We start from the raw sequence: 20,502 nt of genomic DNA, 5'->3' as shown, positions 1-20,502 counted from the left end.
TATAAGTAATTCGACCAGCCCTGTTGCCCATGTGCAACAGGGCTTTTTACTTTTTAAAGTGTTCATCATGCCTGCGTCCCCGTTGCTGCCACCTGGCTCTTTTACCCGGCAGCAGGCCGAAGCCATTATCAGTTGTTACCACAGCGTCACCATCGAAGATGACCAGACCACGCATTTTCGTCTGGTTGTGCGCGACGATGATGGCAGCATGGTCTGACGTGCCTGGAATTTTGAGCCCGATGCCGGTGCAGGACTCAACCCATATATCCGGCGCTATGGCATCCACAGGACGTCACTCACCGACTGACAATGCCATTCCTGACGACCATCTTCCGGACCATCCATTATTCCCCACACGCCAGCCATCACCGCTGGCGTTTTTTATTGAAGGATAAATTCACATGACAACACAGACACAGTGCGTCCCCGTATCCGCTAACGAATCCGATTTCAAACTCACAGTAACGCAGGTTCCCGACGAACAGCGTATTCGTTTCTGGCCGCAGCACTTTGGCGCTACCCCACAATGGATAACGCTGGAACCCCGCATTTTCGTCTGGATGGACCGCTTCTGTGATGAGTACAGCGGTGGTATCTGGTCCTTTTACACGCTCAGCAATGGCGGCGCGTTTATGGCCCCTGATGCTGACAGTGACGATAAATGGCATCTGTTCAACGGTATGAACGGCAATGGCGCGGACATGAGTGCTGAAGCAGCAGGCATTGCTGTCTGCCTGATTGAGTTTAGCCACCACGCCTGTCGCACGGGGTGCGATGCCATGACCGCGCACTATTACCGCCTGCGGGACTATGCCCTGCAGCATCCCGAAGCTCACGCCATTCTGAGCATTATTGATTGAACAGAGGAACAACGGATGAAACAGCTTTCCTTTTTACCTGACGAAATGACGCCACAGGACCGGCGTCTCATTCAGCGGGCGCTCAGGGCTCTGGAGCGGCACCTGCATGAGCCTGGGGTAGCCTTCACCTCCACTCATGCCGTCCGGGAGTGGTTGCGGCTGCATATGGCCGTGCTTGAGCGGGAAGAGTTCCGGGTGCTGTATCTGGATAATCAGAACCAGCTTATCGCCCATGAGACGCTCTTTAGTGGCACGATTAACCGTACCGAGGTGCATCCCCGGGAGGTGGTCAAGCGCGCTCTGTACTTCAACGCGGCGGCGGTGATACTGGCGCATAACCATCCTTCCGGCGAGACGACGCCCAGTCAGGCTGACAAAGCCCTCACGCAGCGACTGGTTCAGGTACTTCAACTGGTTGATATCCGCATCCCTGACCATCTGATTGTCGGTGGCAGGCAAATCTATTCATTCGCTGAACACGGTCTGCTGTGAGGTATTACATGAAAATTATCAGTAAACGCCGGGCAATGACGATATACCGCCAGCATCCTGAGTCCCGAATCTTTCGTTTCTGCACCGGCAAATATCAGTGGCACGGTAGCGTCTGCCATTACACCGGCAGGGAAGTTCCGGATATCACAGGAGTCCTGGCTGTGTACGCCGAACGCCGCCAGGACCGCAACGGACCGTATACCTGCCTGATGAGTATTACCCTGAACTGACAATAAAGGAGTTTATCAATGGGCAACATCAAATGGGGCTGCAGCGGGATATCACACCGCGCCTGGGGGCCCGTCTGGTACAGGAAGGAAACCGGCTGCACTATCTGGCTGACCGGGCCAGCATCACTGGTAAATTCAGTGACGCCGAATGCCGGAAGCTGGATGAAACATTCCCGCACTTTATCAGCCAGATGGAGTCGATGCTGACCACCGATGAACTGAATCCCCGTCATGCGCACTGCATCACTCTGTACCAGGACGAACTCACGTGTGAAGCAGATACTCTGGGTTCCTATGGCTATGTCTATATAGTCATCTATCCCACTCAGCGCTGACCAACCCCAGCCTTAACCTTTACGGAAACAACTTTATGAAATCTCTTCCTGCAAATCAGCGGGTGGCGAAGCCATGCCCGCCGCCAGTACTTGTCTGGCAAACGCTACTTACACGCCTGCTGAAGCAACACTACGGCTTGGCACTGAACGATACACCATTCAGTGATGAGAACGTTATTCAGGAGCATATCAACGCCGGTATTACGCTGGCTGATGCCGTTAACTTTCTGGTGGAAAAGTACGAACTGGTTCGTATCGATCGCAGAGGTTTTAACTGTCAGAAGCAATCACCTTATCTTCGGGCAGTAGATATTTTACGGGCAAGGCAAGCAACCGGCCTTTTGCGGCAAAGCTATCATCCTTCGACACGCTGAATCTTGCGAGCCGTCTTCCCGAATTACATTCCCGATCTTTCTTCCTTATTTACTCATTGCATAATGCGCCTGCCATTCCCGGCGGGCGCGTTTGATTTTTACGGACAAAATATCATGCAAACTGAAGCTGAAGTATTAACCGCTCATAGTGAGCTAATTTGCTCGACCAGTATTGAACGTATTGTTACTGGTCGTGATACCGCGCTTAAGGAAATTGAATCTCTGATTCTTCAACTTGAAGAAATCTCCCGACTGACTTCCATGATTGGTGGCAATAATGCGGATCACTGGGCGATGAGACAGGGTGGCTCCTTTGACTGCTGGTTGATGCAACCAGTGGGCAAAGCGATGCCAGTCATCACCCGGAATATCGACCGTAGCATCTGGCGTGACCTGATGCTGAAATCCGGGATGTTGGCCTTGATGGATGCCGAAGCCCGCAGTCAGTGGGCGAAGAATCTAGAGGAGGGCGATCTCCCGGCTATTAGCGAAGCCAACATCCTGAATACCTTTGAACAACTTCACCACAATAAGCAAGACGTTTTCGAACGTGGGATTATCAATGTATTTAAAGGGTTAAGCTGGGACTACAAAACCAATAATCCCTGTTATTTCGGTAAGAAGATTATCGTCAACAATCTGGTGAAGCATGACAGATGGGGCTATAGCCTGAACTGGGGCTGGCGACGCGACCAGCTTGTCGATCTGGAAAGGATGCTCCGCCTACTGGATGGTCAAACCATTCCAGATAGCCGACATGATGTATCCATCAGGTTTATGGATTTTATCCGCGATAATCCTCGTGCGCAGATATTTGAGGACGACCTCTTCATTATTCGCTATTTCCAGAAAGGGAGTGGGCATATCACGTTTAAGCGTTTGGATCTGATCGAAAAGATGAATGATATCGTGGCAAAGCACTATCCGAAGGCTTTGCCAGCAAGATGAAGTGTGATGTTTTTATAAGCAGGGGGGAAGGTCAAAAAATATGATTCAAAGATTACGGGCTCCCTGATAGGGCTATCTACACCGTACGTCTCCGGCATAAAAAGGAGAATGTTGAGGGAGTACTTTTTACATTAATGAGTGTTGCTTATCACCATTAAACTCATTTTTGTGTTTTTTACTCAATATTGTGTTTTAATGGCATTCATCACATTTATGTCGGAGGTATGCCATCTTGCAAAACAAAATCAAAGAACTTCGTACCCAACTGTCAATCACTCAGCGTGAATTGGCCGATATGGTTGGTACCAGCCAGCAACAGATTCAACGTATCGAAACAGGGAAAGTTGCGGCTAAGTTAGGGCTGGCACAAGCAATCAGTGCTGTTTTAAAAAAGCCGTTGAACGCTGTTTTTCCTGATAGTGACAACCTGCTACAGAAATTGCGTAATCAAGGTAGTCGTAGCAGCGACGAACTGAAAGATATTGCCGCAAGCGGAATTGAGATGGATGGCCGCTTTTGGACGGTAAAGCTCTGGTTACGGGGGCAGAAAGATTATTTGCTACTACCCATTTCTCCGGCTGATAAGCGTCGTTTTTACTCATACTTTGAAGAAAGCACTGTCCCAGATCATGAGCGTTTTTTTGTTTTCGATTCAGAGCAGCATCGTTATGCCATAAATGTCCGAGAAGTCATTTTCCACCAATTCTTGTTTGATGGTTTTCCACCTATCCCTGATGACGAGGACAGCGATACTAATGAAGGAAGCTATGGTAATGTCCATATTACAATGGTGAACGGTGGCCCAGTCATTGAGCTATGCTGTGAGTCCGAGGTATCGGAGAACGATGAATTTGACGATATTGGTCAGTTGAACGCATTGTTTGATACTTTGGAGTTAGAGCCTGAATCAACAGAGCGATACCAGATAACCGATGAGGATGGAGAGGATGCTTTCATCCGTATTGGCTCTGTTGCGATGGTCCGAATCTCGCTCGATGTACTGGATTCGGTTGAGGAAGATAATGACTGACAGAGGTCGGCATCTTAACCTTGCATACTTGTTCGGGTTCGATGCCGAAAATCAATGAAATTATGTGTTGGTATCTGTGTTGGTATAACATTTGATTGTTTTTTATTAATTATTTTAAATCATGAGGTTAAGTTAAATGTGCGAGTCCGGCCTTCGCACTCACCCTCTAAACACCTCTCTCCTGTGCCACTCAACAAACCCTTCTTTTGGATAATTCTCGTGCATTATCGGCAGAGCAATCTCCTTCCCGTCGAAATCCCAGAACAGCCTGCCCACCATGCCGCTGCCATTTACTGCAGACGAAATTCGTACTCGCATACGCTCATCCAGCCCAATCGAACCTTTATCAAAGGCTTTATGGTGGATTGCACACAACGCCAGGCCGTTTGAAATCTCACACGGGCCGCCGTGCTGTTTCCATTTGATATGGGCGGCTTCCAGGGCGACTGAGGTGCTGTCGTGGCGCATATTGAAGCCACAAATGGCGCATTCATAGTTATAGGCACGCAGAACCTGCTGGCGGAACAATGGATCCCGCTGTTTGCGGATTTGCAGGATATCAAATCCCAGTTCATCCGCGATCTCTTCCTGGATGCTTTCGGTGAAGTGCGCCTCGAGGATTTGCTGGGCCAGGGCGTTGATGAGGCTCTTGCTCTTTTTCAGCAGGGCAAAATGCTGTTCATCAAAACCTCCGGTAACGTTGTGCGACACCAGTTCTCCGGCAGGAGGCTGTTTGCTGCTACCGGATGTTGAACAGTGCTCTGCGTTTTGTAGCTCCCAGAACCCATCTCCCTGTAAGCGCCAGAAAGGCATATCCGGGCGGTATTGCGCGCGCTGTGGTCCAAATCGCTCCAGCAGACTATGCAACGGGTCGCGAACTTCCGTACCGTAGTTAAACAGGCGACCGTGACCCTGCTGATAACTGGCCAGCACATGAAGCAGCAGCAGGGGCTTGTGCGGCGCACGCTGCTCGCCTTTACGCCAGATGGTGATGTCGGCAATCGCCTGTTGCAGGGTTTTACTGGAAGTCATTGATTTCATTATCAGGTAAATAATTGCGATGATGCTCGCAAAATATCACCTGATCAAGCAAAGACGGGTTGATGCGCTACCGACATCACTTTTATGTTTTCTGAAAAACACATACGCCATGGCGTTTACCGTTCCCCAAACTGGAGACGCAGGAGTACAATAAGTAAGCAAATTATTGCATATCGAAGGATCTTTGATGGTGAAGGATAACGAGGTATTGGAATTTTTTCGGGGGGAGTTATCTCTCGCGGTAACGTTTACTTTCAAGCTTATCCCGATTGAACTTGATACGCCGCTGCAAGGTTACGCTGAATGGGATGAATTACCGTATGCCATTGAAGATTTTGGAGAGAAATATAACGTTGAGGTTTCAGTCATTGATTTCGAAGCCTATTACCCCAGGGAAAGAGAATCGGTCTATCGAAAGTGGTTTACGAAAGAACCCATCAAACAAGTGTCAAAACCGCTTACTGTGCGTATGTTCGCAGAATCAGCCAGAGCAGGTCACTGGTTATATGATTGACTGTATGCTTACAGAGGATACTGACGCAATTAGATGTTGATTGCATTGACAAAATCTGGGAAATAATTATACGAAGAATAATGGCAGTATCAGTTTACTCAAAAGTTTTGGTGGTGTATCTCGCTGTTTATTAGAGAGGAATGACCTCGTTTGTTCATAAAACGTATGCTTTCACCACCAGCACATTCTTTCTGTGCTGGTGAAATACTCAATGGCAGTTACGAAATTACTCTGTGACTCCAGGCATCCTTATAAATGATATTTCCATCGCAGTGCTTCCATGTAATAGCCTCATATCTTAGCTGAATAGTTTCATTGTGGGTTCCTGTTCCCGAACCGGGGAATAAATTTGGTGTGATTCCTGTCACTTTTACATTTTCTAAAATGATATTGAAATATTCACTTTCAATACCAACCTCCAGAATTTGATACATTTTTATTGTGGCTGATTTTAATGTCTGGCTTTCACTTAACGCTTTATACAAAAGGGGCGTTGTTTTATCAAACTCCTTCTGTATTGTAATCGGCGCGTGCACACGCGTTCCTGTCAGTCTACCTGTATTTCCATCTACAGGGACAGACAGGTGATGAGTGACTGCTTTCAGTTCAATAGCACCAATGCGTCCAGCGACTTGTGAGCTTCCCATTACGGGGGAGCCATTTGCATCGGTTAACCACAGATAGGCTGGGTTTGACATGATTAGTCCTTATCTATATTTATACGGGAAGGGAAATAAAGCATGATGAGAATCCAAACGAATGTTCCAATAATTTTTATGGGCCAGGGTTCAAGAAAAGCGAAACAGGCGAGGCCTCCTGCGATTAGCAATGGACCGGATAATAGATCAAGAACTCCCCCCATCAGGTGTATCTTTGTTGGTAAGAACCTATTGGCTATAAAGGCGATAATATAAGCGCTTACAACGATGATAATAATGGCAAGGATTTTATCCTGCCATGAATCGAATTCGATGAGAGAAATTAAACAAAGGGTGGCAACATACCCACAAAACAATGAGTTTATTATTAGGGTGATTAGTTTTTTCATGTTACCAGTCCTTAGACTTACTGTTTAAGTGTTCTTCCACTAACTCAATAATTTTTATAAAAAAAGGCTTGTCTTCTGTATGTCCAGTATGTATAGAATCAACAAAAGATTGTACTGTATCAGGTGAAATGATAATGTTATAGATCCTTCTTGCAATGCCTTCTATATCGGCCATGGCAATCCTTTAATAAAATAAGATGGCTAGAAATGAAAGCATGTAAATAACAAAAATAGATGGTGAAATAGTTGACCTGAGTAACAGTTTCTCAAATAACATTAAGAATATCGACATTGGTTATTAATTAGAGATATTAATTCTTGAGCTAAATATTCTAGTGCTGATATAAAAAATCATATGAAAATGCTTCCTCAAAAAAGGCGCCCCGCAGGCGCCTCAATGACAATCACAATTACAATCTCACCCCTTCAACGCTTTCCCCGCAATCACCCCGATAAACTCCAGTACCTGCTTTTGCTTACGCGCGGAGAGCTTTTCCACGGCGCGCAGGGATTTCATCAGTTCTGACTCTTCGGGGTCGGCGGTGCGGGCGGTTAATACGATGCAGCCTTGCATTACGCGCACATCAACGCTGGTGCCGGTGTCGAATCCGGCGGCTTTCAGCCACTGGCCCTTCATCACGATGGACGGAAACTGGACGTACTTCACCGGAATACGGCTGTAATCAGGATAACGGCTCGCATAACCCACCTTCAGGCGACGGTTATCTGCGGCGTGGACTTCTGAATCAAACGAAACTGCAATACAATGCGTATCAGTCATGATGGCTATTCTCGTGAAATAGTTACTGTGATTAGCGATGTGCAGGTGTTGGCGCACCTTCGCATCGCGCTAATAAAACCCCTGTAAATTACGCCAGTATCCTGGGGGAAGTCCAGATGTAAATAAGATGAAATAAGCGCGAATAGCACGCTTTCGGAATAAATAGAAAACGCCTTCACCCCAATGAATCCGGTATTATTCACCGTATAAATCCATTCTCATCCAATCCGCCAAATACCTGCCATTTCCAGAAAATAATGCTCCTCTGCATCTGGCCAAAAATGCGATCTAACTCACTGAAGCAAATAGCAAACTCTGAAACAACACGGTTTTGTACACTTTGCTTTACACTTTTAGTGATGTGAATCACAAATATCACTCCGTGAAGTGATCCGACTCTCACAAAATGAGGTGTACTCATTCACCAATACATTATGCGCCCAGCCTGGAAAGTTATGTTTTCAGTATTTCCACTCTCCGCAGACACACTACGACGAATGACAAATCGAAACGCAAAAAAAAACTTGTTGAATATTAACGGGTAAAAAAATGACGTGTGATTTGCATCACTCACATTTACAGCTTTTTAAATTATTGCCAGTGATTAATGTTGACCGGGCTATTTCCATAATCAATCAAATCTTGCATAGTGCCTCCACATTATTTCTCCCCTGACTCAGGAGGCGAATAGTTATATTTCATCAGGATTTGTTGATGAACCAGGTATGATTTACTTCACATTAATACGTACATGACCACTGTTACTGGAGAAACAAAATGAATTATCCGGCAGAACCCTTCCGTATTAAAAGCGTTGAAACTGTATCTATGATCCCGCGTGATGAACGCCTCAAGAAAATGCAGGAAGCGGGTTACAATACTTTCCTGTTAAATTCGAAAGATATTTATATTGACCTGCTGACAGACAGTGGCACTAACGCAATGAGCGACAAGCAGTGGGCCGGAATGATGATGGGTGATGAAGCGTACGCGGGCAGCGAAAACTTCTATCATCTGGAAAGAACAGTGCAGGAACTGTTTGGCTTTAAACATATTGTTCCGACTCACCAGGGGCGTGGCGCAGAAAACCTGTTATCGCAGCTGGCTATTAAACCTGGGCAATATGTTGCCGGGAATATGTATTTCACTACCACCCGTTATCACCAGGAAAAAAATGGTGCGGTGTTTGTCGATATCGTTCGTGACGAAGCGCACGATGCCGGTCTGAATATTGCGTTTAAAGGTGATATCGATCTTAAAAAATTACAAAAGCTGATTGATGAAAAAGGCGCAGAGAATATTGCGTATATCTGCCTGGCGGTGACGGTTAACCTCGCTGGCGGGCAGCCGGTCTCCATGGCAAACATGCGTGCGGTGCGTGAACTGACAGAAGCGCATGGCATTAAAGTGTTCTACGACGCTACCCGCTGCGTAGAAAACGCCTACTTTATCAAAGAGCAAGAGCAGGGCTTTGAGAATAAGAGCATCGCCGAGATCGTGCATGAGATGTTCAGCTACGCCGACGGTTGTACCATGAGTGGTAAAAAAGACTGTCTGGTGAACATCGGCGGTTTCTTGTGCATGAACGATGACGAAATGTTCTCTTCTGCCAAAGAGTTAGTCGTGGTCTACGAAGGGATGCCATCTTACGGCGGCCTGGCCGGACGTGATATGGAAGCGATGGCGATTGGCCTGCGCGAAGCCATGCAGTACGAATATATTGAGCACCGCGTGAAGCAGGTTCGCTATCTGGGCGACAAACTGAAAGCCGCTGGCGTACCGATTGTTGAACCGGTAGGTGGTCACGCGGTATTCCTCGATGCGCGTCGCTTCTGCGAGCATCTGACGCAAGATGAGTTCCCGGCGCAGAGCCTGGCGGCGAGCATTTATGTGGAGACCGGCGTGCGCAGCATGGAGCGCGGTATTATCTCTGCGGGCCGTAATAACGTGACCGGTGAACACCACAGACCGAAACTGGAAACCGTGCGTCTGACTATTCCACGTCGTGTTTATACCTACGCACATATGGATGTTGTGGCTGACGGTATTATTAAACTTTACCAGCACAAAGAAGATATTCGCGGGCTGAAGTTTATTTACGAGCCGAAGCAGTTGCGTTTCTTTACTGCACGCTTTGATTACATCTAAAAAATAGTTATGGCCCCATCACGTGATGGGGCTTTTTTGTATTCCTTTTCCATGAACAGGAAGCCTTTACGGTGCCCGTTACCGTGACATAACTAAAAAAAAGTAAACCCTGACTCCGACATTTTTATTATCCGCATGATGTACAAATGACAGCTGTAATTATAACGAATAGTCTACAGGAACATTTATCATGGATATTAATGCCATTGAGCGACAGAGTAGTACCCCCGGACTGATTAGCGGAACCATGTTGGTTATCGCGACCGTAGTGGGTGGTGGGATGTTCTCCCTGCCGATTGCGATGGCCGGCGTATGGTTCCCCGGTGCGTCTGTTATTCTTCTATTTATCGCCATCATGATGTTATTAACCGGTCTGATGCTGGTCGAAGTTAACCTGCATTATGGCGCCGGTGCCAGTTTTAATACCTTTACTCAGGATTTATTAGGCCGGAAGTGGAATATCGTGGTTGGTATCGCTTTCGGCTTTGTGCTGTATATTCTGACCTATGCCTATATCTCCGGTTCGTCGGCGGTGATGGCGCAAACTGTGTTCAAATACAGCGGCGTGCGCTTTCCGGCGAATATCTCGGTGGTGATCGTCAGTATGCTGGTCGGCGCGATTGCCTGGTATAGTTCCCTACTGGTTGGACGCATCACTACCGTGCTGATTATCGGTAAGTTTGTGGCGTTCTTTGCCACGTTCTCCGGGCTGATTGGCCATATCGAAGTGGCAAAACTCATCGACAGCGTGGCGGTGGCGTTGCCCAATTCGCAGTATCTGCCGTACATCCTGATGACGCTGCCGTTCTGTATTATCTCGTTTGGTTTTCACGGTAACGTGCCGAGCCTGGTCAAACTGTATGGCACAAGCGGAGTCTCGAATATTACGCGTTCGATTATCATCGGTACGCTGTTTGCTCTGCTGCTGTATATTTTCTGGCTGGGCGTGACGATGGGTAACATCAGCCGTTCCTCATTCCCGCCGATCATCGCCAAAGGCGGCAATATCGATGTGTTTGTCGAGGCCATCAGCGGGCTGTTCACCAGCCGGTATATGGATCTGATCCTCACCTTTTTCGGCAACTTCGCGGTAGCCAGTTCCCTGCTGGCGGCGACGCTTGGCCTGTTCGATTACATCGCCGATCTGTTTCACTTCCCGGACGACGGTATGGGCCGCCTGAAAACCGCGCTGGTGACCTACTTCCCGCCAGCCGCCGTGTGCTTTTTCTTCCCGAACGGTTTTGTGCACGCGATTGGTTACGCCGGTCTGGCCTTTACCATCTGGAGCGTGATCCTGCCGCCGTTCCTGGTGAAAGCCGCGCGGAAACGTTTCCCAACCGCCAGCTATACCGCGCCCTGTAATAACACCGTGCTTAACCTGGTGATTGTCTGCGGAGCGGTTGTCTATCTGACGGTTGTTCTGGACGTATTTGGTCTGCTGCCAACGTTTCGTTAGACGGAGTCAAAATGAAAAACGTGTTGTCTGTTCAGTCGTCGGTTGTTTATGGCTATGCCGGAAATAAAGCCGCTGTGTTGCCGATGCAGCTCTCGGGGATCGATGTCTGGCCGTTTTACACCGTACAGTTTTCCAACCACACCCAATATGGGATGTGGCAGGGCATGGCGATGCCGCACGGCGAGCTGAGCGCGATCATCAGCGGGTTGGATGACCTGCAAAAGCTGGCGCAATGCGATGCCGTATTGTCCGGGTATCTTGGAGATAAACGCCATTGTGAAGAGGTGAAGCACGCGGTCATCACCATTCGTCAGCGTAATCCGCAGGCGCTCTATTTTTGCGATCCGGTAATGGGCGACCCGCAAAAAGGCTGCATTGTCGCGCAGGGCGTGGCGTCATTTTTTGTCGATGACGCCATTCAGCTGGCCGACATGATGGGACCGAATCTCTATGAGCTGGGCGTGCTGACGGGCAGACAACTGCGTAGTTTTGACGAGGTGGTGGAAGCGGCGCGGCAACTGGTGTCGTGGGGCGTAAAGAAGGTGCTGGTGAAGCATCTCGGCGACTGTTCGCGGAACAAACAGGCGTTTGAAATGCTGCTGGTGACGCCGGAACAGACGTTACACATTGCCCGGCCGCTGTATACCTTTGCCAAAATGCCGGTGGGCGTTGGGGATCTGATTTGCAGCGTGATGCTGGCCTCACTGCTCAATGGTTACGAGGACAAGCAGGCACTGGAGCGGACCACCAGTGTTGTTGACGCGGTAATGCGGCTGACGAAAGAGCATGATTCGTATGAACTGCGGCTGATAGACGCACGCCACCAGATTATGGACCCACAGGTTCGCTATCAGGCAACGGTGATCTGACGCCGCAAGGGGGCTCTGTGTTTCTGACATTGCTGAGGTTTCAGCATCCGCTGGTCTACCGTTTTGCATGGCTTCGTATTTGGGTTGTGATGTTAAGAGCGTGCGGACTGCGTAAGAGAAAGGGGTGAACATTTTACGCTGCTGCCGGATGCGGCTAGCGCCTTATCCGGCCTACAAATGAGCGTGAAACGCAGGCCTACAAATGAATGCGAAACGTAGGCCTGATAAGCGAAGCGCCATCAGGCATAAGTGCCCAGTATTACACGCGGAAGTAGCGTGGTGGAATCAACGCGGAAAAGGCGTCGAACTTCTTCACCATCTTTTTCCAGAACAACATAACAACAATCCTCGATTTGAAACATCGGCGCTATTTTAGTCAGCGCCGACAAATCGTAAAGTCTGTCGCCTCGTTCCGTTCCCGGGGAGGTGTAAACCTTTTTGGTCACCGCGTCGTCAAATACGGTTGCCGCAAATTTGACGGGGTTGACAATGGCTTATGCCATAAACCAGTAATAAAAGAGGCCAACCTTTAAGCCGAGGATCACGATATAGGCGCAGCAGTATTTCATGGTGCCAGACATGATCTGGTTGGCCTGACCGTCCATTTTTGTGGCGGATACCGCGATGGCGATGCTTTGCGGCGAAATCATTTTCCCGCCCGTTGCGCCAGAAGTGTTGGCCGCCGCCAGCCAGTTGGGATCGATATGCAGTTTGCTGGCGGCAATGGTTTGCAGTTTTCCGAACAAAATGTTCGAGTTGGTATCGCTGCCGGTAACGAACGTGCCCAGCGCGCCAATCACCGGAGCGAGGAAGACGTACGAGCTGCCGGTCAGATCGACAATTGACTGTGCCAGCGTGGAGATAATCCCGCTGAGATCCATCACCGTGGCCAGCGCGACGATCGCCATAATTGCGACGATAGAGTTTTTAAGCTGGAAAATCGTTTTGATAAATACTTCCAGCATCCCGCGTGCGGACGCTCCCTGAATAAAACCACCGATAATGGTCGCAAAGATGATCAGCATCCCTGGCGTGGTCACCCATTCAACTTTCAACGCCATCGTTTTGCCGTCAGCCAACGTGAAATGTAGCACCGAGGCCAGTTGTGAGGCTGCGCCTTTTATCGTCGGGAAAAGTGGCGAACACATCAGGATAAACACAAAAATAAACAGATAAATAGAGCCAACTCGGAACAACACTTTTGCCGAGCGCGGCGTGGTTTCGCGGGTATGGCTGACTTCAATTCGCCACTCGGGATCGGTTTTCCCTTTGCGCAGACGGCTAACCATCGCCACGGCAAACAGGCTGACCAGGCTACCGGCAAAGGCGGGTAATTCAGCACCGAGATGAATAGCGACAAAATACTGCGGAACCAGCGTGGTAATACCGCAAATCAACGTGATCAGAAATACGCCGCGAATGGCTTTCAGGCCGCCGCCAATAATGCAGACAATCACAAACGGCAGCAGGATATTAAACAGCGCGAGCTGCAGAATAATGGTTCCGCCTAAGGTATAAACCGGCAGGTTAACCTGTTCTGCCAGAATAGAAACCGGGATCCCGACCGCGCCGAATGCAGTGGGAACGGTATTTGCCACCAGAGAGGCAATCGCCGCCTTCAGGGGATTGAAACCCAATGCGATAAGAATACCGATCGGAATGGCGACCGCTGTACCATAACCCGCCGCGGCTTCAAGAAATCCACCAAAGCACCATGAAATCAGCAGCACCTGAATACGCTTATCTTCGCTAATACTGGCGAGAATATCGCGCAGAATATCCAGCGCTTTGGTCGCCTGCATGACGTTATAACTGAAGATAGCGCCGAGGATCACAATCACAATCGGCCATAATCCCTTCAGCGCGCCATAGCCTATCGCGGCTTTCAGATTTTGTACGGGCATTTCCCAGAATATTGCCGATAGTGCAGCGGTGAATACCAAAGAGATCAGTACTGAATAATGGATGGGCATTTTCAATTTCAATATTAAAAATACCATCAGTAGTAACGGAGAGAGTGCCAGGGCAAACATAAAATATTCGTTCATTGCTATTCCCAATTGGTTCATTAAACCTGATTTATATTTATGGTGGGGAGGCTACATTGCTGTTCTAATAAAGTATGCAAACTGAATCGCTTCAGTGAATAAAGTAATTATGATTTGTAGTTTTGTAACTATTGTAATCTTTTAATTAAAATCCAATGCCGGGTAAATATACTTAAGTGCCGATTAAATACCTATAAGTGGTTATTTAATAAACTTTTTAATAATGGTAGTGACAACAGTGGTAATCACCTGAAACTGTTTTCTAAGGTGTTAATAACGCTGTGGTTTCCAATATAAAAATGTGAGCGAGGCCGAAATAAATAAACCAGGGTATTGCATGTGCGAGTCGATTAGGGGATTATTTGGTTTTGTCATACAAATGAAAATACAGACATTTGCGATTGTCCTGATATAAGAAGAGGAGAGTCGCCATCAAAGGAAAACGATCAGAGCATCACCATGAACCCAGGTATTGGTAAAACCAGCAAACAGAAAAACTGGGTATGAAATACGAATGAACATTTGTTTGATATCGCGATATCAAGCGCAATAAACAGAAATGAAGCAATGGAGTAGTTATTGTGAATGTAAATTTCTTTGTTACCTGTATTGGTGACGCACTGAAATCACGGATGGCACGAGACTCCGTATTGCTGCTGGAAAAACTGGGTTGTCGCGTTAATTTCCCCGAAAAGCAAGGGTGTTGCGGTCAGCCAGCCATCAACAGCGGTTACATCAAAGAGGCGATCCCCGGGATGAAAAACCTGATCGCCGCCCTGGAAGACAACGACGATCCGATTATCTCCCCAGCAGGCTCCTGCACCTACGCAGTAAAAAGCTACCCGACGTATCTGGTGGATGAGCCTGAATGGGCGCTGCGCGCCGAGAAGGTTGCCGGACGTATGCAGGATCTCACCTCTTTTATCGTCAACAAACTGGGCGTGGTGGACGTGGGTGCCAGCCTGCAGGGCCGCGCTGTGTATCATCCTTCCTGTAGCCTGACCCGCAAACTGGGGGTGAAGGAAGAGCCGCTCACGCTACTGAAAAACGTGCGCGGACTGGAGCTGTTGACGTTTGCCGATCAGGACACCTGCTGCGGCTTTGGCGGGACGTTCTCGGTCAAGATGGCCGAGATCTCCGGCGAGATGGTGAAAGAGAAAGTTTTACATCTGATGGATGCGAAGCCGGAGTTTTTGATCGGCGCTGACGTCAGCTGCCTGCTGAATATTGGCGGCCGACTGCAACGCGAAGGCCAGCCGGTCAAAGTGATGCATATTGCTGAAGTGCTGATGAGCCGCTGAGGGGAAAGAGATGTCGATAAAAACCAGCGATGTAGAATTTAAACTGCGCATTCGTCAGCAGATCGAAGATCCGATCATGCGCAAAGCCGTGGCCAACGCGCAGGAGCGTATTGGTGCGAATCGGCAGAAAATGGTTGATGAGCTAGGCCACTGGGAAGAATGGCGCGATCGTGCCAGCCAGATCCGCGACCACGTTCTGAGCAACCTCGATGCTTACCTGTATCAACTCTCCGAGAAAGTGACGGAAAACGGCGGGCACGTCTATTTCGCCAAAACCAAAGAAGACGCCACCCGCTACATTCTGCAGGTTGCGCAGCGTAAAAATGCGAAGAAGGTGGTGAAGTCCAAGTCGATGGTGACCGAAGAGATCGGTGTCAACCATGTGCTGCAGGATGCCGGAATTCAGGTGATCGAAACCGATCTCGGCGAATATATCCTGCAGTTGGATCAGGATCCGCCTTCGCACGTCGTGGTCCCGGCTATTCATAAAGATCGCTATCAGATCCGCCGCGTGCTGCATGAGCGTCTGGGGTATGACGGCCCGGAAACCCCGGAAGCCATGACCTTGTTCATTCGCCAGAAGATCCGCGAGGATTTCCTCAGTGCCGAAATCGGTATTACCGGCTGTAACTTTGCCGTGGCGGAAACCGGCTCTGTTTGCCTGGTGACCAACGAAGGTAACGCGCGCATGTGCACCACGTTGCCGAAAACGCACATTGCGGTGATGGGCATGGAGCGTATCGCGCCGACCTTTGCCGAGGTGGATGTGTTGATCACCATGCTGGCGCGCAGCGCCGTGGGCGCACGTCTGACGGGCTACAACACCTGGCTGACCGGACCGCGTGAGGCGGATAACGTCGACGGCCCGGAAGAGTTCCATCTGGTGATTGTCGATAACGGCCGCTCGCAGGTGCTGGGCTCAGAGTTTCGTGATGTGCTGCGCTGCATCCGCTGCGGGGCTTGTATGAACACCTGCCCGGCGTACCGCCACATTGGCGGACACGGTTATGGTTCTATCTATCCCGGCCCTATCGGCGCGGTGATCTCTCCGCTGCTCGGCGGCTATAAAGATTTTAAAGATCTGCCATACGCCTGTTCATTATGCACGGCCTGTGACAGCGTTTGTCCGGTTAAGATTCCGCTGTCAAAACTGATCCTGCGTCATCGCCGGGTGATGGCCGAGGAGGGCATTACGCCGAAAGCCGAGCGACGGGCGATCAAAATGTTCGCCTACGCCAATAGCCATCCGGGGCTGTGGAAAGTCGGGATGATGGCGGGCGCACATGCGGCAAGCTGGTTTATCAATGGCGGCAAAACGCCGCTCAAGGTTGGCGCGATTGGTGACTGGATGGAGGCGCGCGATCTGCCTGATGCCGACGGCGAGAGCTTCCGTAGCTGGTTTAAGAAACATCAGGCGCAGGAGAAAAAGAATGGATAACCGTACCGCGTTTTTAAATACCATCGCCCAGGCGCTGGGTCGCCCGCTGCGCTTCGAACCGCAAGCGGATGTCGCACCGGTTAACAACTATGCTAACGAGCGCCTGACCGAACTTAGCCCGCAGCAGCGCTGCGATGCATTTGTCCAGTTTGCCAGTGAAGTGATGCTGGCTCGCTGTGAGCTGACTCGCGAGGACCAGGCCGCAGACGCGGCGCTCCGTCTGTGCGAAGAATTGGGTCAGCAGCCGGTGGTGCTGAGCGGCGACAGCCGGCTGGCGGCGCTGGGCATTACCGAACGCTTGCAACAGGAATGCAACGCCGTGGTCTGGGAGCCGGCGCGTGGCAGCGAAAATATTACCCAGGCCGAAAAGGCGAAAGTGGGCGTGGTGTATGCCGAGTATGGCCTGACCGAGTCCGGCGGCGTGGTGCTGTTTTCCGCGCCGGAGCGCGGGCGTTCCCTGAGCCTGTTGCCGGAATCCTCAATTTTCGTGCTGCGTAAAAGCACTATCCTGCCGCGCGTGGCGCAACTGGCAGAAAAACTGCATCAGAAGGCGCAGGCCGGTGAGCGTATGCCATCGTGCATTAACATCATTAGTGGGCCCAGCTCGACGGCGGATATTGAGCTTATCAAGGTGGTTGGAGTGCATGGCCCGGTGAAGGCGGTGTATCTGATTATTGAGGATTGTTGAGGCAGGATGGATAACCGCTCTGGCGCTGCGGGCCAGAGCGGTATCGACGTTATGCAATCATGCTGATGATCAATACGATAATCAGGCCAACCACGGAGTTCACCAGCTCCAGCAGACCCCAGGTTTTCAGCGTATCCTTCACCGACAGGTCAAAGTAGCCTTTGAACAGCCAGAACGAGGCATCGTTGATATGGGTCAGGGTGTTGGAGCCCGCCGCCGTTGCCAGTACCAGTAACGCCGGATCGGCGCCTACCAGTTGACCGGTTGCCGGGTCGAGAATGGCGGCGCTAATAATCCCTGCTGCCGTCATGGCTGAGACTACGCCCTGACCCGTTGCCAGACGAATCAACACGGTTATCAACCACGCCATGATGTACGGAGAAATATTGCCGTGCGACATCAGCATGCCGATGGTATCGCCAATGCCGGTATCAATAATGGTCTGCTTCAGTACACCGCCCGCGCCGATGATCAGGATCACCATGGCGATGCTTTTCACCGCGTTTTCAAAGGCATTCATCACCCACTGCATGTCGTGACCACGCGCAGTACCAAACAGCACGAAGGCAACAACCATAGCGATAAACATTGCAATCGGTGAAGAGCCTAAGAAGTTGACCACTTCCCACGCCTGCGTCCCTTTCACCAGCCAGATGTTGGCGATGGTGGTGGAGATCATGATGATTGCCGGGATCAGCGGCACCAGGATAGAAACACCGAAGGATGGCAGGTTATTCTGGTCAACCGGTACGTCGGCCTTCATGAATGACGGCGTTGGGCGATCGAGGTTGCCGAGGAATTTCGGCAGGATAAGCCCGGCGCAGATCACGCTCGGAATGGTCACCAGAATACCGTAGATGTAAACCATGCCCATGTCCGCACCGTAGGCGTTAACCAGCGCCACCGGACCCGGCTGCGGTGGGAACAGCGAGTGGGCGGTGGTGGCGGCGGCAACGGCAGGAATCGCCAGCTTGAGGAACGGGATCTTCGCTTCTGCAGCAATGACGATCACCAGCGGCGCTAGCATAATAAATGCCACTTCATAGAACATCGCCAGGCCGAAGATCAGACCAATAATGATCACCGACAGCTGCACATAGCGCAGGCCGAGGCGCGCCAGCAGCGTATGGGCAATCTGATGCGCCGCCCCGGAATCAACCATCAGCTTACCGATGACCGCCCCGAATACCACGATAATCGCCAGTTCACCCAGCGTGCTGCCAAAGCCGGATTTCATGGTGTGCAGCAGCTCCATCAAATCCATACCCGCCAGCATACCGACCGAGAGCGCCGCCAGCAGCAGGGCGACCATCGAGTTTATTTTGAATCTTAGATTGAGCACCAGCATCAGACCGATGCCGAATACGACCCACAGAATATTGAGAACGTGCATATAACGTCTACCTTTATTGGTTGAACTATTATGATTTTGGTTGAGATGTTACATATATTGGTTAACCATTGATGCGATGAATGTCACATTGCGTTACATGTTTACATTCTTACTGAGCAACATGGCCGTAAAATGGCGATCTCAATAGAATAAATCGTGATTTGGTTAACCAATTTTAAGCTTCAGGTTGACATGTCATACCAAAAGGAGGAATTTATGTGCCATATCGTCGAGTCCATAACGTAACGAGGAATAAAACATGGAACAGACATGGCGCTGGTATGGTCCTAACGATCCGGTCACCTTAGCGGATGTACGTCAGGCGGGTGCCACAGGCGTTGTCACCGCCTTGCACCATATCCCGAACGGGGAAGTGTGGACGGTTGATGAGATCCTAAAACGCAAAGCCATTATTGAGCAGGCGGGCCTGGTCTGGTCGGTCGTCGAAAGCGTGCCGATCCACGAAGACATTAAAACCCGTTCCGGCAACTATCTGCAGTGGATCGCCAACTACCAGCAAAGCCTGCGTAACCTGGCTCAGTGCGGTATTCGTACCGTGTGCTACAACTTCATGCCGGTTCTCGACTGGACCCGTACCGACCTGGAATACGTTCTGCCGGACGGCTCCAAAGCGCTGCGTTTTGACCAGATTGAGTTTGCCGCCTTTGAGCTGCATATCCTCCAGCGTCCGGGCGCGGAAGCGGACTACACCGCCGAAGAGATTGCTCAGGCAAATGAACGCTTCGCCACCATGAGCGATGAAGACAAAGCGCGTCTGACCCGCAACATCATCGCCGGTCTGCCGGGTGCGGAAGAGGGCTACACCCTCGACCAGTTCCGCCAGCATCTTGCGCGCTACAAAGATATCGACAAAGCCGCGCTGCGTGAGAATTTCGCCGTCTTCCTGAAGGCGATTATTCCGGTGGCGGAAGAAGCTGGCGTACGCATGGCGGTACACCCGGACGATCCGCCGCGCCCGATCCTTGGCCTGCCGCGCATTGTTTCCACGGTGGAAGACATGCAGTGGATGGTCGATACGGTCAACAGCATGGCGAACGGTTTCACCATGTGCACCGGCTCCTATGGCGTGCGGGCGGACAACGATCTGGTCGACATGATCAAACAGTTTGGCCCACGCATTTACTTCACCCATCTGCGCTCCACGCTGCGTGAAGATAACCCGAAAACCTTCCATGAAGCGGCGCATCTTAATGGCGATGTCGACATGTACGAGGTGGTGAAAGCGATCGTTGAAGAAGAACAACGCCGTAAAGCCGAGGGTAAAGAGGATCTGATCCCGATGCGTCCGGACCATGGCCACCAGATGCTGGACGATCTGAAAAAGAAAACCAACCCAGGCTACTCCGCGATTGGTCGCCTGAAAGGGCTGGCGGAAGTGCGAGGCGTTGAGATGGCTATCCAGCGCGCTTTCTTTAGCCGCTAAAGCGAGTTGCCGGCCACCTGTCTGGCCGGCTTTTTCTTTTCTCATCCGTTGGCCTTTCAACGGG

At 50.3% G+C, this 20,502-nt stretch carries 22 protein-coding genes and 1 pseudogene; 16 read left to right on the top strand and 7 right to left on the bottom strand.

The genetic code is table 11. The annotated features are described in order from the left end of the window. The first annotated feature begins 67 nt into the window (after positions 1–67). From OGX67_RS06445 to OGX67_RS06410, 8 genes and pseudogenes are all read left to right on the top strand, one after another. Positions 68–307, top strand: a pseudogene (locus OGX67_RS06445) (DUF905 domain-containing protein). 94 nt (positions 308–401) lie between these two features. Continuing rightward, entirely contained in the window at positions 402–860 is a 459-nt protein-coding gene (locus OGX67_RS06440; RefSeq protein ID WP_126957111.1) for an antirestriction protein, read from the top strand. A 15-nt stretch (positions 861–875) separates the two neighbouring features. Next, positions 876–1,352: a JAB domain-containing protein gene (locus OGX67_RS06435; protein ID WP_126957113.1), complete on the top strand. Its 477-nt coding sequence runs from the start codon at positions 876–878 to the stop codon at positions 1,350–1,352. 8 nt (positions 1,353–1,360) lie between these two features. Beyond that, positions 1,361–1,582: a DUF987 domain-containing protein gene (locus OGX67_RS06430; RefSeq protein ID WP_110249213.1), complete on the top strand. Its 222-nt coding sequence runs from the start codon at positions 1,361–1,363 to the stop codon at positions 1,580–1,582. A gap of 32 nt (positions 1,583–1,614) precedes the next feature. Then, the gene (locus OGX67_RS06425; protein ID WP_126957115.1) at positions 1,615–1,917 is read left to right on the top strand and encodes a type IV toxin-antitoxin system YeeU family antitoxin; all 303 of its coding nucleotides are present in this window, start codon (positions 1,615–1,617) and stop codon (positions 1,915–1,917) included. Between the two features lie 35 nt (positions 1,918–1,952). Then, positions 1,953–2,291, top strand: coding sequence for a TA system toxin CbtA family protein (locus tag OGX67_RS06420; protein WP_110249215.1), 339 nt, complete (start codon positions 1,953–1,955; stop codon positions 2,289–2,291). Between the two features lie 114 nt (positions 2,292–2,405). Further along, positions 2,406–3,239 (top strand): DUF4942 domain-containing protein, encoded by an 834-nt coding sequence (locus OGX67_RS06415; RefSeq protein WP_200042926.1) that lies wholly within the window; start codon positions 2,406–2,408, stop codon positions 3,237–3,239. A gap of 232 nt (positions 3,240–3,471) precedes the next feature. Next, positions 3,472–4,269 carry a helix-turn-helix transcriptional regulator gene (locus tag OGX67_RS06410; RefSeq protein WP_110249216.1) on the top strand — a complete coding sequence of 266 codons (798 nt, stop codon included), beginning with the start codon at positions 3,472–3,474 and terminating at the stop codon, positions 4,267–4,269. Positions 4,270–4,428: 159 nt separating this feature from the next. Here OGX67_RS06410 and OGX67_RS06405 read toward each other — a convergent pair whose 3' ends face one another. After that, a complete protein-coding gene (locus tag OGX67_RS06405) occupies positions 4,429–5,301 on the bottom strand; it encodes a phosphorothioated DNA-binding restriction endonuclease (RefSeq protein WP_257651282.1) in 873 nt (290 codons plus the stop codon). A 196-nt stretch (positions 5,302–5,497) separates the two neighbouring features. Between OGX67_RS06405 and OGX67_RS06400 the strand changes: the two genes are divergently transcribed. Then, positions 5,498–5,824, top strand: a complete 327-nt coding sequence (locus OGX67_RS06400) for a DUF1493 family protein (RefSeq protein ID WP_040230261.1) — start codon at positions 5,498–5,500, stop codon at positions 5,822–5,824. A 218-nt stretch (positions 5,825–6,042) separates the two neighbouring features. Here the strand turns inward: OGX67_RS06400 and OGX67_RS06395 are convergent, their stop codons facing one another. From OGX67_RS06395 to symE, 4 genes are all read right to left on the bottom strand, one after another. Further along, positions 6,043–6,522 carry an Hcp family type VI secretion system effector gene (locus OGX67_RS06395; protein ID WP_257651281.1) on the bottom strand — a complete coding sequence of 160 codons (480 nt, stop codon included), beginning with the start codon at positions 6,520–6,522 and terminating at the stop codon, positions 6,043–6,045. A 2-nt stretch (positions 6,523–6,524) separates the two neighbouring features. Continuing rightward, a complete protein-coding gene (locus tag OGX67_RS06390) occupies positions 6,525–6,872 on the bottom strand; it encodes a hypothetical protein (protein WP_257651280.1) in 348 nt (115 codons plus the stop codon). Between the two features lies 1 nt (position 6,873). Then, the gene (locus OGX67_RS06385; RefSeq protein WP_257651279.1) at positions 6,874–7,047 is read right to left on the bottom strand and encodes a hypothetical protein; all 174 of its coding nucleotides are present in this window, start codon (positions 7,045–7,047) and stop codon (positions 6,874–6,876) included. 243 nt (positions 7,048–7,290) lie between these two features. Further along, on the bottom strand, positions 7,291–7,653 hold the full coding sequence (gene symE, locus OGX67_RS06380; RefSeq protein ID WP_257651278.1) for an endoribonuclease SymE: 363 nt from the start codon (positions 7,651–7,653) through the stop codon (positions 7,291–7,293). A gap of 777 nt (positions 7,654–8,430) precedes the next feature. Here symE and OGX67_RS06375 point away from each other — a divergent pair. The 3 genes from OGX67_RS06375 to pdxY all read left to right on the top strand — a co-directional run bounded on the left by OGX67_RS06375 (position 8,431) and on the right by pdxY (position 12,126). Beyond that, positions 8,431–9,801 carry a tyrosine phenol-lyase gene (locus OGX67_RS06375; RefSeq protein WP_003837154.1) on the top strand — a complete coding sequence of 457 codons (1,371 nt, stop codon included), beginning with the start codon at positions 8,431–8,433 and terminating at the stop codon, positions 9,799–9,801. Between the two features lie 190 nt (positions 9,802–9,991). Beyond that, positions 9,992–11,257 (top strand): aromatic amino acid transporter, encoded by a 1,266-nt coding sequence (locus OGX67_RS06370; RefSeq protein WP_003837156.1) that lies wholly within the window; start codon positions 9,992–9,994, stop codon positions 11,255–11,257. A gap of 11 nt (positions 11,258–11,268) precedes the next feature. Continuing rightward, complete coding sequence (gene pdxY, locus OGX67_RS06365; protein ID WP_257651277.1) at positions 11,269–12,126, top strand: pyridoxal kinase PdxY; 858 nt, start codon at positions 11,269–11,271, stop codon at positions 12,124–12,126. 494 nt (positions 12,127–12,620) lie between these two features. Here the strand turns inward: pdxY and OGX67_RS06360 are convergent, their stop codons facing one another. Continuing rightward, positions 12,621–14,174 carry an L-lactate permease gene (locus OGX67_RS06360; protein ID WP_003837161.1) on the bottom strand — a complete coding sequence of 518 codons (1,554 nt, stop codon included), beginning with the start codon at positions 14,172–14,174 and terminating at the stop codon, positions 12,621–12,623. Positions 14,175–14,755: 581 nt separating this feature from the next. On the opposite strand from OGX67_RS06360, the gene OGX67_RS06355 reads away from it, so the two are divergent. Genes OGX67_RS06355 through OGX67_RS06345 form a run of 3 tightly spaced genes read left to right on the top strand, consistent with a single transcriptional unit; the run spans position 14,756 to position 17,601 of the window. Next, positions 14,756–15,475 (top strand): (Fe-S)-binding protein, encoded by a 720-nt coding sequence (locus OGX67_RS06355; RefSeq protein ID WP_003033252.1) that lies wholly within the window; start codon positions 14,756–14,758, stop codon positions 15,473–15,475. Positions 15,476–15,485: 10 nt separating this feature from the next. Beyond that, on the top strand, positions 15,486–16,913 hold the full coding sequence (locus OGX67_RS06350) for a LutB/LldF family L-lactate oxidation iron-sulfur protein (RefSeq protein WP_257651276.1): 1,428 nt from the start codon (positions 15,486–15,488) through the stop codon (positions 16,911–16,913). Further along, complete coding sequence (locus tag OGX67_RS06345) at positions 16,906–17,601, top strand: LutC/YkgG family protein (protein WP_071696543.1); 696 nt, start codon at positions 16,906–16,908, stop codon at positions 17,599–17,601. Before OGX67_RS06350 ends, OGX67_RS06345 begins: the two co-directional genes overlap by 8 nt. A gap of 49 nt (positions 17,602–17,650) precedes the next feature. Here OGX67_RS06345 and gntP read toward each other — a convergent pair whose 3' ends face one another. Next, positions 17,651–18,994, bottom strand: a complete 1,344-nt coding sequence (gntP, locus tag OGX67_RS06340) for a gluconate permease GntP (RefSeq protein WP_257651275.1) — start codon at positions 18,992–18,994, stop codon at positions 17,651–17,653. Positions 18,995–19,253: 259 nt separating this feature from the next. Between gntP and uxuA the strand changes: the two genes are divergently transcribed. Further along, complete coding sequence (gene uxuA / locus OGX67_RS06335) at positions 19,254–20,438, top strand: mannonate dehydratase (RefSeq protein WP_003837169.1); 1,185 nt, start codon at positions 19,254–19,256, stop codon at positions 20,436–20,438. The last annotated feature ends 64 nt before the right edge of the window (positions 20,439–20,502 follow it).

The organism is Citrobacter sp. Cf118 (assembly GCF_030334095.1).
Classification (GTDB): domain Bacteria; phylum Pseudomonadota; class Gammaproteobacteria; order Enterobacterales; family Enterobacteriaceae; genus Citrobacter; species Citrobacter freundii.
Note: the sequence above shows the minus strand (reverse complement) of the source record. Positions and strands in the feature narration are given on the sequence as shown.